This window comes from Verrucomicrobiota bacterium JB022 (assembly GCA_030673845.1).
In the GTDB taxonomy this organism is placed as follows: Bacteria; Verrucomicrobiota; Verrucomicrobiia; order Opitutales; family Oceanipulchritudinaceae; genus WOUP01.
This window is the reverse complement of the sequence record JAUTCQ010000009.1, coordinates 193,770-206,347: the sequence shown is the minus strand read 5'-3', so window position 1 is coordinate 206,347 and position 12,578 is coordinate 193,770. Positions and strand designations below refer to the sequence as shown.

The 12,578-nt window shown below is 62.8% G+C and carries 8 protein-coding genes; 3 read left to right on the top strand and 5 right to left on the bottom strand.

Annotated features, from left to right (window positions below; genetic code table 11):
• Positions 1-18 precede the first annotated feature (18 nt).
• The 3 genes from Q7P63_06275 to Q7P63_06265 all read left to right on the top strand — a co-directional run bounded on the left by Q7P63_06275 (position 19) and on the right by Q7P63_06265 (position 6,299).
• Complete coding sequence (locus Q7P63_06275) at positions 19-3,123, top strand: CusA/CzcA family heavy metal efflux RND transporter (protein ID MDP0499691.1); 3,105 nt, start codon at positions 19-21, stop codon at positions 3,121-3,123.
• Between the two features lie 151 nt (positions 3,124-3,274).
• Complete coding sequence (locus Q7P63_06270; protein ID MDP0499690.1) at positions 3,275-4,264, top strand: glycoside hydrolase family 43 protein; 990 nt, start codon at positions 3,275-3,277, stop codon at positions 4,262-4,264.
• 100 nt (positions 4,265-4,364) lie between these two features.
• Positions 4,365-6,299, top strand: a complete 1,935-nt coding sequence (locus tag Q7P63_06265) for an endo-1,4-beta-xylanase (GenBank protein MDP0499689.1) — start codon at positions 4,365-4,367, stop codon at positions 6,297-6,299.
• 87 nt (positions 6,300-6,386) lie between these two features.
• On the opposite strand, the gene Q7P63_06260 is transcribed toward Q7P63_06265, so the two are convergent.
• The 5 genes from Q7P63_06260 to Q7P63_06240 all read right to left on the bottom strand — a co-directional run bounded on the left by Q7P63_06260 (position 6,387) and on the right by Q7P63_06240 (position 12,247).
• Positions 6,387-7,157, bottom strand: a complete 771-nt coding sequence (locus Q7P63_06260; protein ID MDP0499688.1) for a PEP-CTERM sorting domain-containing protein — start codon at positions 7,155-7,157, stop codon at positions 6,387-6,389.
• A 331-nt stretch (positions 7,158-7,488) separates the two neighbouring features.
• Positions 7,489-8,355: a PEP-CTERM sorting domain-containing protein gene (locus Q7P63_06255; GenBank protein MDP0499687.1), complete on the bottom strand. Its 867-nt coding sequence runs from the start codon at positions 8,353-8,355 to the stop codon at positions 7,489-7,491.
• A gap of 117 nt (positions 8,356-8,472) precedes the next feature.
• On the bottom strand, positions 8,473-9,402 hold the full coding sequence (locus Q7P63_06250; GenBank protein ID MDP0499686.1) for a PEP-CTERM sorting domain-containing protein: 930 nt from the start codon (positions 9,400-9,402) through the stop codon (positions 8,473-8,475).
• A 5-nt stretch (positions 9,403-9,407) separates the two neighbouring features.
• On the bottom strand, positions 9,408-11,393 hold the full coding sequence (locus tag Q7P63_06245; protein ID MDP0499685.1) for a TonB-dependent receptor: 1,986 nt from the start codon (positions 11,391-11,393) through the stop codon (positions 9,408-9,410).
• Positions 11,390-12,247, bottom strand: a complete 858-nt coding sequence (locus Q7P63_06240; GenBank protein ID MDP0499684.1) for a DUF4465 domain-containing protein — start codon at positions 12,245-12,247, stop codon at positions 11,390-11,392. The genes Q7P63_06245 and Q7P63_06240 overlap by 4 nt, the downstream gene beginning before the upstream one ends.
• Positions 12,248-12,578: the final 331 nt, after the last annotated feature.

Below are 12,578 nucleotides of genomic sequence, written 5' to 3'. Positions count from 1 at the left end.
CAGAAAGGAGGCTAACGTATGTTAAAGCGATTTATCGAGACGGCCCTGCGCAACCAGTTGATTGTCATCCTCTTGACGCTGGCGGTGATCGGCGGCGGCTACTGGAGCTACAAAAAGCTGCCGGTCGACGCGTTTCCCGACGTTTCGCCCGCGCTGGTGCAGGTGTTCACCGTCACCTCGGGCCTGGGGCCGGAAGAGGTGGAAAAATTCGTCACCTTCCCGGTCGAGGCGGCAATGAGCGGCCTGCCCAAGGTCGAGGAAATCCGCTCGGTTTCCAACTTCGGGCTCTCCGTCGTCAGCGTCTATTTCGAGGAAGGCACCGACATCTATTTCGCCCGTCAAGTGGTGGGCGAACGCCTGTCGGAGGCGCGTGAGGCCATTCCGCCCGGCTTTGGCGAGCCCGAGATGGGACCGATCTCCACCGGCCAAGGCCTCGTGCTCTATTACAACCTCATCGACACCACGGGCGAATACTCGCTCGAAGAGCTGCGTTCGATGCAGGACTGGATCGTGAAATACCACCTGCAGACGGTTCCCGGCGTCACCGAAGTCCTCGGCATCGGCGGCTACGTCAAGCAGTTCCAGGTCAACGTGGATCCCGACGCGCTCCTGCGCTACGACCTGTCGCTGCACGAGGTGATCGAGCGGCTGGAGGCCAACAACCAGAACGTGGGCGGCCAGTTCCTGGAGCGCAACGGCGAGATGTTCATCGTGCGTTCGGAAGGGCTCGCGCGTGGTATCGACGACTTACGCCGCATCGTGGTGGCGCACGAAAACGGCACGCCCGTCTACCTCGAAGATGTGGCCGCAATCGACATCGGCGGCGAGATCCGGCAAGGCCTGCAAACGCGCAATGGCGAAGGCGAAGTCGTCTCCGGCATGGTGATCAAGCTCTACGGCACCAACTCGTCGACCGTGATTGCCGCCGTGGAGACCAAGCTGGCCGAACTGCAGGAGGCGTTGCCCGAGGGGGTGGTGATCGACCCGTATTACGAGCAGAAGACGCTCGTCGAGTCGTCCGTCAAGACGGTGACGAGCGCGCTGGTGCAGGGCATCGGGCTGGTAGTGATCATCCTGCTCGTCTTCATCGGCGGCTTCCGGCCCAGTCTCGTCGTGGCGCTCGCGATCCCGTTTTCGGTGCTCTTTGCCACCATCGCGATGTACTACTTCGGCATCTCGGCCAACCTCATGTCGCTCGGCGGTATCGCCATCGCCATCGGCATGATGGTCGACGGCACGATCGTGATGGTCGAAAATGCCGACCGGCTGCTGCGCGCCTCTCCGCCGGGCGAACCCAAGCGGAGCATCATCGCCCGTGCCTGTAGCGAAGTCGCGCAGCCGATCACGTTTTCGATCCTCATCGTGGTGCTGGTCTTCCTGCCGCTCTTCACGCTGCACGGGATGGAGGGCAAGATGTTCCGCCCGCTCGCTTATACGGTGTCGCTGGCGATGTTTGGCTCGCTGCTCTTCGCGCTGGTAGGCGCTCCGGTTTACGCCTGGCTCTTCATGAGCCCGCCCCGCCGGGCCGAGGGCGAGACGAGCCAGCCACGCGAGATCTGGATCGTGCGCCTGCTGGTGGCGGTCTATCGGCCTGTGGTGCGCTTCTTCGTGCGCTTCCGCATCGTCGCCGTCGCGCTGGCCCTGGGGCTGCTGGCGGTGGGCGCGGTCGTGTTTCCTCGACTGGGCTCGGAGTTCACGCCGCGCCTGATGGAGGGCGATATCATTGCCAATCTCACAATGGCGCCTTCCGTTTCGCTCGAAGAGACCAAGCGCAACTCGCTGATCGCCGAGCGGCGCCTGCTGGAGATCCCCGAGATCGAGCAGGCGATTTCGCGCATCGGGCGCGGCGAAGTCGGGGCGCACGCCGACCCGATTAACAGCGTGCACATGATGGTGGTGCTGCGACCGGAGGCGGAATGGCGCGAGGGCTTCACCCAGATCGACATCGAAAACGCCATGCGCGACAAGCTGGCCGGGATGCCGGGGGTGCTGGTCAACATCACCCAACCAATCCAGTTGACCGTCGATGAACTGGTGGGGGGCTCGAAGGCGCAGCTTTCGATCAAGCTCTTCGGCAACGACCTCGACGTGCTCAAGGAAAAGGGCGATGCCATCGCGGGTGTGTTGCAGGGCATCGCCGGTTCGGCCGACGTGCAGGCCGGTCAGGTGACGGGCTCGCCACAGATCGTCGTGCGCCCCGACCGGGAGGCCATCGCCCGCCACGGCATGAACCTCTCCGAGGTGCAGGAGCTGATCGAAGCCGCCGTGGGGGGCGTGGAGGCCGGCCAGATCTACGACGGCGTGCAGCGCTTTGCCATCTACGTGCGCTACGCGGAGCAGGCGCGCCGGACGATCGACGATCTGCGCCACCTGATCGTGCGGACCGCCGGCGGTGCCCTGATCCCGCTGGATGAGATCGCCGAGATCGAAGAGATCGTCGGCCCGCGCGAAATCGTGCGCGAGAACAACCAGCGCTACATTGAAATCCAGTCCAACATAGTCGGGCGCGACATCGGCAGCTTTGTCGAGGAGGCGCAGGCCGCGATTGCCCAAGGCGTCGAGCTGCCCACCGGCTACCTCCTCTCGTGGGGCGGCCAGTTCGAGCTGCAACAGCAGGCCAATGCCCGCCTCGCTCTAGTAGTGCCGGTGACGCTGATCCTCATCGCGCTGTTGCTGTACATGAGCTTCGGTTCGCTGAAAAACACCGCGCTGATCCTGCTCAACATCCCGCTCGCGCTCGTCGGTGGGGTGGTGGGTCTCTGGCTTGCCGGGGAAAACCTCTCCGTGCCGTCCAGCATCGGATTCATCGCGCTTTTCGGCATCGCACTCGGCAACGGCATGGTGCTCGTCACTTATCTCAACGACCTCGTGCGCGCCGGTCGTCCGCTGGACGAGGCGAGCGTGGAAGGCGCGTGTCTGCGTGTGCGTCCGGTGCTGATGACAGCCGGGACGACGCTGCTCGGGCTCTTGCCGCTGCTGCTCGCCACGGGCACCGGCAGCGAAGTGCAGCGCCCACTCGCCATCGTGGTAATCGGCGGCCTCGTGTCGTCGACCCTGCTCACGTTGCTGGTGGTGCCCGCGCTCTACAAGTGGTTTGCGGTCAAGCCGCAGTCGGAGGCGTAGGCAGCACCACCTTGTTTTTTTGCCGCCGAAGGGGCCAACGCTCCTTCGGCGTTTTTGTGCCCGCAGTCTGACGTTGCGAATCAACCGGGCTGGCGGCAATGGCGGATTGGGGTAGGGTATGGGCAGCCATCTTCTCACTCCTCCCCCTGCCATGATTGTTCCCCGTACCCTCTTCACCAGCGCCCTTGCCACCCTTTGCCTGCTGCCCGCCCTCAAGGCCGGTTATCTGTTTGCCACCTTCAAAGGTGAAAAGACCGCGCTGGAAGAGCAGATCTACTTTGCGGTGAGCGAAGAAGGCCGCCAATGGAAGGCTCTCAACGACGGCGAGCCGGTGCTCGTCAGCCAGTTGGGTGAGAAGGGCGTGCGCGATCCCTACCTGCTGCGCTCGCACGACGGCAAAACCTTTTACCTGATCGCGACCGATCTCTCCATCTACCACAACGGCGACTGGAAGCGGGCGGTCGAAGACGGTAGCCGCGCCATCGTGATCTGGGAGTCGCGCGACCTCGTCCAGTGGTCGGAACCGCGCCGGGTGGAGGTGGCGCCGCCGGATGCCGGTTGCACCTGGGCACCGGAGGCGATTTACGACGAAGAAAGCGGCGATTACGTGGTCTTCTGGGCTTCGACCACCGCTCGCGACGAATACCAGAAGCACCGCATCTGGGGCGCCCGTACCGGCGATTTCAAGACCTTTGGCAAGCCCTTCATCTTCATCGAAAAGCCCACCACCATCATCGACACCACCATCGTGCGCGAAGGCGACCAGTATTACCGCTTCACCAAGGACGAGCAGGACAAGGACATCACGATGGAGACGGCGGAAAAGCTCTCCGGGCCGTGGCGAAATGTGGACGGCTTTTCGCTGGCCGGGATGCAGGGCTACGAGGGGCCGGCCTGCTATCAGGTCGCCCCGGCGGAAGACGGCCAGGCGGCGACCTGGTGTCTCATCCTCGACCACTATATGAAAGGGCGCGGTTACCAACCCTACGTCACGCACGATCTCGGCTCGGGCGAGTTCGAGCCCGGTGAAAATTTCAGTTTTCCGTTCCCCTTCCGGCACGGCTCCGTGCTGCCGCTCTCGGAGGCGGAATACGAGCGGCTGGTGCAGGCCCGTGAGGTGGGCGAAGCTCGGTCAGAGTAGAGGCTTGGCGTTCCACAATTAGAATTACGCGGCACTCGTTGAGCCACCCGGGAGGGCGGTAAGGTGGAGGCGACTCTCACCCCTCACCTTACCCCAAAAGATGAAGCACTCATCCTTCTTTTGCACCCTTCCGTTGTGGCTGGGTGCAAGCCTCGGCGCACAGCAACTCCTGACGATCGAGGCCGAATCGGGCCAGTTTGGCTCCAACATGACCGCCGTGACAGAGGGCGACCTTAGCTGGGCCGCGATCCTCAACACCGGCGCCGGCAATTCACCCGGCAGTGACGCCAACATCGTTACTATCGCCCCCGAATTTGCCGAGCCGGGTACCTACGAGCTGTATGCCCGCATCTACGTCGGGCCCGGCACCTACAGCGACGACAGCCTCTTCCTCCCCCGCGACTTTGGCGACCTCGACCCGGCTGCGGATGCGGCGTGGTCGGTCGTCAACGGCCTGGCCGCAGCGATGGGCTACGCGCAGGATTCGGACTTGGTGGGCAACGGCGGTACCGTCGGCTCTGAAGCCTGGAAATGGGTCAAGCTCAGCACTGGAGAGGCTCCCATCCTCTACCTCGTGACGGAGGATAATCTGAGCCCCACTTTCCAGTTCGGCGGGCGCGAAGACGGCCTGCGCATCGACAAGTTTGCCTTCGGGCCTGAAGGCGTCGCCTATACCGTGGCGGAGTTGACCGCCGGCGAAGGGGAGGGCACCATTATTCCCGAGGAATATGTGCCGTCTGGCCCGCCGCTGGCGACCGGTAAGTCCAAGTATCTCGGCAGCGTGCACTCCGCCAGTCAGGTCAAGAATTTCGAAGCCTACTTCAATCAAGTTACGGCGGAGAACGGCGGCAAATGGGGCAGCGTCGAAGCCACGCGCGACGTGATGAACTGGACCGATTTGGACGCAGCCTATCAGCTCGCGCAAGACACCGGCAGCCTCTTCCGCATGCACGTGCTCGTATGGGGCGCGCAGCAGCCCAGTTGGATCAGCACCCTACCGGTCGAGGAAAAGCGCGAAGAGATCGAAGAATGGTTCCATGCCGTGGCCGAGCGCTACCCGCAGATCGACTACCTCGAGGTGGTCAACGAGCCGCTCCACGCACCGCCGAATGGCGAATACGCCGCCTACAGCACCAACGTCACCGCGCTCTATTACGACGCTCTCGGCGGCTACGGCGAGTCCGGGCACGACTGGATCCTCGAAGCATTTCGGATGGCGCGCGAGATCTTCCCGGAGACCCGCCTGGTGCTCAACGATTACGGCATCATCGGCAACAACACGGCCACCACCAACTATCTCGAAATCATTACCGACCTCCAGGCGGAGGGGCTGATCGACGTCATCGGCGTCCAAGGCCACGCGTTTGAGACCACTGGCACGGTAGAGACGATGAAGGCCAACCTCGACCGTCTCGCGGCGACCGGCCTGCCCATCATCATCACCGAGATGGATGTCGACGGCACGAGCGGAAACAACTCCGACGCGGTCCAGCTCGCCAACTATCAGCGTATCTTCCCAATGTTCTGGGAGCACCCGGCCATCGAAGGCGTTACGCTCTGGGGCTACCGGATCGGCCTCTGGCGCACCGACACCGAAGCCTATCTCGTCGACGACTACAGCTACGAGCGCCCGGCTCTGGAATGGTTGCGCGAATATATTGCCGCCAGCGAAACCTGGTATGGTTACGACATCTCCATGGATTTCGCCGATACGGGCGACTGGCTGGGCCTCGTCAACGTGGCCCACGCACCGTGGGTAAAGGCGGGCGGCAACTGGATCTGGATCGAGGACGGGCAGGACGCGGCCCAAGGTGTCTGGGGCTACCTGCAGCGCCCCGCCGAAATCCCCGAGCATCCAGATGCGACCGGCACCTGGCTAGATTACCCGCAGGTAGGCGACTGGGCCTACACGGGCGACTGGATGGGCTGGGTTTATGTGTCCCAAGCCCCTTGGATCTGGACGCCCACCGGGTGGACTTACATCCAGCCCGGCTACGCCTCTGCCAACGGCTGCTGGGGCTGGTTGGCAAAGTAGGCCGTATTGCCGCTTCGCTTTCCTCGCCCAGGGCTGGCCGCTGGGGCGGGGAGTCTTGGTACCGACCCCGCCCCTACGTTGATCAGTCTATTGGCGACGGCGGCCCAGTGCGATCAGGCCCAATGCGGCCGCGCCAGCCAAGGCGGCGTAGGTCGAAGGTTCGGGGATGACGGCGGCAATATTCTCCATGTAATTGATGGGCTGCCCGTCGAAGCGGCCCACGGCAAAGACGAAGTTGTCGAAGCCGATGCCTTGCGCGTCCATACCTGCGCTGGCCACCGGGAAGAAGAATTCGAAGAGGAAGGTCTCACCCGGCAAAATGGGGCGATCGACCGCGTAATCGCTCAGCTGCACCGAGTCGATCGGGCCGGGATTCGCCGCACCATTGATCGGGGCTTGGCCGGAGTGGTAATCGAGCCCATCGTAATTGCGGTCGAGCGGATCGTTGCCGGGCACGATATAGTTGAACTTCAACGAGGTGGAGCTGCCGCTGGCCTCACCGTGCCACAGCTCTGCATCTGCGCTGACAAAGAATTCGTTGATGACGCTGCTGGTATCGTTGCGGAATTCGATGATGATACTAGCCGCCAGGTTGTTGTTGGGCAGGAAGCCGAATGAGCGCTCGGAGCTACCCGTGCGACCATAGCTGTAGGCCCCGCCGGTATTCATCGAGCCGTCGTCGAGGCCCAGATACATCGGGTCTTCGCTCGCGCCGGCCGCTCGGAGCGTCCACTCTGGAAGATCGTCCAGCGTTTCGAAGTCGTTGAAGTCCTCGTAGTAGGCGAAATTCCCGCCCGTGATCGAGACGGTGCCCCAGGCGGGTTGGGTCGCCAGAAGGGCCAAGACAGTAGTAGACAAGAGCTGACGCATATTCAACTTGGGTTGAAGTTGTACTTCTGATCGCGATACCCACGAGAGGTGATATCGACCAGAGCCAGCCATGTCACACGGCGCATGCCACCGGGTCTGTTACGCGTGGAACCATCACGTTATCAGCATGAAAGGTGCGAGCGGACGGTTTTACCCCAGTTTCCAATTGAACGCTTCATGCAGTCTGCCTGCATGAATTTCATCCTTTCGTGCAAATTGATAGAGTAGAGGCCCTGCCTTTTCCAGTAGGTAAAAAAACGCCCCCTTGGGCAAGGAGGCGTCTTGACTATTTTGACTAATGAACGGACGTAGAGAAAGCTTACGCTTTGCGACGGCCCAACAGCACGCAACCCAAGGCCGCGAGCCCGAGGAAGAGCGTCACCGTTTCCGGCTCCGGCACTGCGGCGAGCGGGCTGGCGTAAAACGCGCCGATGGCAGCCAGGTCAAAGCCGCCGCTGCCGGTGGTCGCCCAGTTGTCTAGGATCGGGTTGCCTTCGGAGTCGACAAACGAGCCATCGCCCGGGATGTCGACGATCCGCACAAAGCTGATGCTGTCGAGGTCCACCAGGCCGCTCGTGACGAGGGCATCGCCCGCGAGGTCGTCGAAGTCAAACGGTGTGCCGAAGCCGGCGGAGTGCTTGCCCGCCAGGTTGTAGACGTTGGTGACGTCGAAGCCGGAGAAGGCCGAGCCGAAGCCGCCGGGCAGCGCCGCGTCGTTCAACGAAAGGCTGGGGAAGCGCACAAAATCCACCCCGTTGGAGGACACTTCGACGAAGCCAAACTCTGCAAACAGCCCATTGGGCGTGCCGAAAGCAAAGCCGTTTTCGAACACCGCGAGGTCGGCCCCCGCGCCATTATAGATTGGCTGCGTAAAACTGAGTGTGATCGAACCGGGCGCGACCCCGTTGGCGATGTCGGCCGCGCTCAGCTCGCCCAGTGACACGATGGAGGTATTGTAGGCGCCCAGCGCGTTGCTCGGGTTCTGCCAGCTGGACGACAGCGGCACGTTGGTGGCGGGGCTGTAATCGACCACGCCGCTCGCCCACTGGACGATGCCCGGATTGCTGCTGGCGATCGCGGGATCGGTGGGGTGTGTCGTTTCGTTAAAGCTCGAATACGGTGTCGACTGCGCGGAGAGCAGCGCCGCAGAGGATAGCGTGAGGAGGTAGAGCAGTTGTGTCTTCATGATAAAAGGGAGCTGAGCCGGTTGGGCTCCAAAAGCTCCCTTCACGCTGGGCCTCTGTAGTGGAAGAATCAAGCGCTAATGGCAATGTACTGCCAATAAATGAAGCCTGGCTAATGGCTATTGGGCGATTGTCTTTACGCGGAAGAAGGCTGCCCCCTGCGACGCTGGCGTTACCGGGAGACGGTTCTCACCTGCCGTACCGGTTAGGGTTTCCAAGGCCGTCCACACTTGCAGATCGGTAGACTGCTCCACGGCGTAGGTCGCACCTTCCAGCCCTTGCCAGACGAGGGTGTAGCTGCCGTCGTCACCCGCGACCAACTGCAGCTCGACGGCCTCCAGCTCGACCGCAGGGCCGTTGAGCACCCCGACCGCGTCGAGGTCGAAGCCCGCCGAACCCACGGTGCGGTAGGGGTCGTAGATCGGGTTGCCTTGCGAATCCAAGGTGGACCCATCGCCGCTGATGTCGATCAGCCGCACATAGCGCACGTCCTGCTTGTCGAGGTTGGGATCGTCCGGGAGGTCGGCGAGGTCGAAAGGCGTGCCGAAGCCCAAGACAAAGGTGCCCGCAAAGCCGTGGAAATCGCTCGCATCGACCCAGCCGAATGCGCCGATAGGGTCGGGCGCCAAGGCGTGGGTGGGGAAGCGCACGAAGTGCTCGCCGTCGCTGCTCACCTCCACGAAGGCCAGCTCCAGAAACGCCAGCTCGCTGAGGAAGCTGTTGCGAAAGCCGTTCTCGAAGACGGCAAAGTCGGGCCCCTCACCGTCGCCGATCGGCTGCGAAAAAGTCAGCACGATCGAGCCCTCGCGGCCCAGACATACGATTCCGTAGACGTCGTCCTCCAGCGCAGGGCCGAGTGCCTTGGCTGGCGTCTGGAAGTTGACCGTCACATCGGCTCCCGCCACGTAGTCCTGCCAGCCATCGGCCCAGGCGATAAAGGCAGGGTCGTCGTGCGGGACGGCATTGCTGCCGGGCTGGCCGGCTTGGGGAGAGTAGGGGCCGGCCAGCAAGGGCGCGGCGGCGAGGAGGGAAAGCGTTGCGTATTTCATGAGCGTCAGAAAGTCCATTGCAGGCCGGCGCGCGCCTGCCGCCCGGGTGCGGGATACCACGCGCCGTAGAACTTGAGGGTGGCGTATTGCCGGTCGAAAATATTGTTGAGGCGGATAAAGGTGGTGAGGCTGGGCGTCAGTTCGGTCGTCAGTGCCAGGTTGACCACCGTCCAGCCAGGTATCTCGGGCTGCGTGTTGGCGAAGTCGCTGCCTTCGATCATCCCGTGCCGGTAGAGCACGGTGGTCGCGAGGCGACTGCGCAACCAGCGCGGCGTCGTGAGGGTGCTGGAGAGGCTGTGCGGGGTAGCCAGCGGCACCTTGTTGTCTTCAAAACGTGAATCGACGAACTTGGCCTCCAACCAGGTGTAGGCGAGGCGCAAGTCCCAGCCGTACCATGTGTGGCGGTAGCTCAACTCAGTCCCGACGCGCCGGGTTGCGGCCAGATTCGTATTTTGCTGCCCGTCGAAGACGATCTCGCCGTCGAGCCGCTGCGCAAAGACGTTGACACTCAATGTGCCCGCGCCGCCCGCCCACGCGGCACCGATCTCGCCGTTGTGGCCGCGCTCGGGCCCCAGCTCGGAGTTGAAACGGTCGGGCAAGGCGTAGCCTTGGTAGGCGGCGATCTCGTCGGTCACCGGGAAGCGATAGAGCCGGTCATAGCGGGTCCAGAAGCTCAGGCCCGGCCTTGCCTGCCAACGCACGCCCAGCTGCGCGGCAAAACCCCGATTACGGCCGGTTTCGCGCTGGGTGCCCGTCACCGGATCGACCGTATCGAAGTCCATCTCCAGGTGGTGAAACTCACCGCGGGCGGCCGTGATCAAGGTCCAGTCTTCCGCCAGTTTGATCTCACCGGCGATGAAGGGCGCGGCGATCTGCTGCTCCAGCGTCGGCTCCACCGAAAAGATGCGCCCGGCCAGCTGCTGGCGCACCTCCACCGAGAGATCCGCCCGGCGCAGGTCTACCCCCACCGACCACGTCTGGTGCTCGAAGCCCTCGTAAGTCCACTCCGGCGTTGCCCAGACGGTCGTCTGCTCGTTGATCGACGGCAGCGGCTCACCAAAGCTGTAGTCCATCGACCGCCAGGTGGCACCGCCACGCAGCTCCAGCCGGCTATCCCATGCGGTCACGGGTCTGATCGCCGCCGCGTCGAACGTCACCTTCTGGTTATCGCTAAAGTAGCGGTCCTCCTGCCCCTCGCCGTAGCCAAACGCGCGCGGGTTGTCCGGGAACCTGCCATCTGCGGTCGAGAGCGGCCCCGGGAATTCTGTAAAGCTATCCAGGTAAAACAGCCCCAGCCGCAACAGTGAGCCGTCGACGCTTTGGCGACCGTAATTCACGCCGACCGAATCCGCCTCGTAGCCGCCGTTCTCGCGGTAGCCGTCGGTTTCGTTGTGCTCCAGTTGGACGGAGATGGCCCCTCTCAGCAATGGGCGGCGATGCGAAGCGCGCGCCCAGAAGGTGGCGTCGGAGCCCAGCCCGGCCTCCAGTTGCGTTTGCGGGGCGTCGGCAGCATCCAGCCGGGTGACGATGTTGATCACGCCCCCGGTGGCATAGTTGCCAAAACGTGCGGTTTGTGGGCCGCGCAGCACCTCGACGCGTTCCACCCGGCCTACCGGGATTTCGAGCCACGAGGGCGTGCCCATATCCACCCGGTTGAGCGGTTGGCCATCGACCAGTATGAGGGTGCGCAGGCCGCTGTTTTCGCCATAGCCGCGCAAGTCGACCTCCGCATTGGCGGCATTGCCCGAGAACGACGTCATCGGGATGTTCGCCACGCTTTCCAGCGCCTCCGAAAGGCTTTGCACGCCGGTCGCGGCCAAGTCTTCGCGGGTGAGCACTTCCATCGAGCCGGGGAACTCCTCGACTGCAAACGGCAGCTGATAGGGGCTGACCGTGATGGGTTGCAGCTCGAAGACCGGCCCGTCGTCGGCCCAAACCGCGCTCCCGCCCAGGGCGAGCAGGAGCACCACCTCGTAACGCACTCGCCTCACGAGCGCGCTGCCCGCCGCCGCAGGCCCACCATGGCCAGCGCGGCCAGGCCGAGCCAGCTGATCACCGTGCGGGGCTCCGGCACCGCCACGCCCGGCTCAAACGCCAGGTTGTCGAAGGCGAAGTAAGAGGGGGTGTTCATGCCAAACATGCCCGTGTCTGAGGACGACAGGTTGAAGTCGAGCCGCGTCACGTCGAGGCCCAGTGCGGTCAGGTCGACCGTTTCCCAGGAGTCGACGATGTAGTCGAGGGAGTTGTCGGCAAAGCGAAAGTCGGCGAGGTAAAAATCGACGATGCCCGTCAGTTGATTGCTGGCGTCGTAGCCGCTGATCGTGAGCAGAAAGTAGTCGGCGTCGTCTCCGCTCGCCCCGCCAAACTGCTTGGCAAAAGCATCGCCCTGCAGCATGGAGAGCGCCGCGTAGGTCGAGTTGGTAAGGCTGATGCTCTGCGGGGCCACGGCGGCTTCAAACGACACGCTGAGCGGGATCGTCGAGTAGTCGCCCGTGTAGTCGATCCCGATGTAGCCCATGCCGTAGTTGGCATCGCCATCGCCACTGCCCGTGTAGGCGCTCGCGTCGTTGGGGTTCGACGGGTCGCTGAAGCCCGGCGTCGTGTTGTCGGTCGAGTTCGAGTAGGTGAACTCGTTGTAGGTGCCGCCCCAGGAAGGGCGAGTGTGGTAAAAGGTTGCACCCTTGGACTGGATGGCGACGCGCTCACCGGGGGCCGCCTGGTAGTAGCTCTCCGCCGGCAGCGAAAACTCGTTGAAGTCCACGACCTGCAAGGCCGAGAGGGAGGCGCAGAGGCCAGTCGCCCCCAAGAGCAGACCGGCAGCTTTAAAAGAAGACGCTAATGGCATAATGGTGCCATTAGTGAGCCGCTGATTGGTGAAGTTCAAGCTAAAATAGCGGTAATGTGGCGTGGCTGGTTTGGTCGGAGCGCTGTCGCCTCTCAAACTAGCAATCGTAAGATTGAATAGGTGAAAAATCCAAAATTACCTGAGCGTTTTCAGCTTAGCTCAAGCTTGAAATGGGCTCGAATACACAAGGTGAAAATGGCTAATCTAGATCGCCTATTCGCGGAATTTGAGGATGTATGAGGATCCCTTATGATGATGGAAAGCTATCTGTGATGGGGGTATCAGAGCGCCTGATGGCATTCTGTATCATCCATCTACATAAAAACTTAGG

Bases quoted from the DNA above. Each gene is read 5' to 3' on its own strand.
- Q7P63_06275 (MDP0499691.1), top strand. From the start codon at position 19: ATGTTAAAGCGATTTATCGAGACGGCCCTGCGCAACCAGTTGATTGTC.
- Q7P63_06255 (MDP0499687.1), bottom strand. From the start codon at position 8,355: ATGAAGACACAACTGCTCTACCTCCTCACGCTATCCTCTGCGGCGCTG.
- Q7P63_06265 (MDP0499689.1), top strand. From the start codon at position 4,365: ATGAAGCACTCATCCTTCTTTTGCACCCTTCCGTTGTGGCTGGGTGCA.
- Q7P63_06270 (MDP0499690.1), top strand. From the start codon at position 3,275: ATGATTGTTCCCCGTACCCTCTTCACCAGCGCCCTTGCCACCCTTTGC.
- Q7P63_06250 (MDP0499686.1), bottom strand. From the start codon at position 9,402: ATGAAATACGCAACGCTTTCCCTCCTCGCCGCCGCGCCCTTGCTGGCC.
- Q7P63_06240 (MDP0499684.1), bottom strand. From the start codon at position 12,247: ATGCCATTAGCGTCTTCTTTTAAAGCTGCCGGTCTGCTCTTGGGGGCG.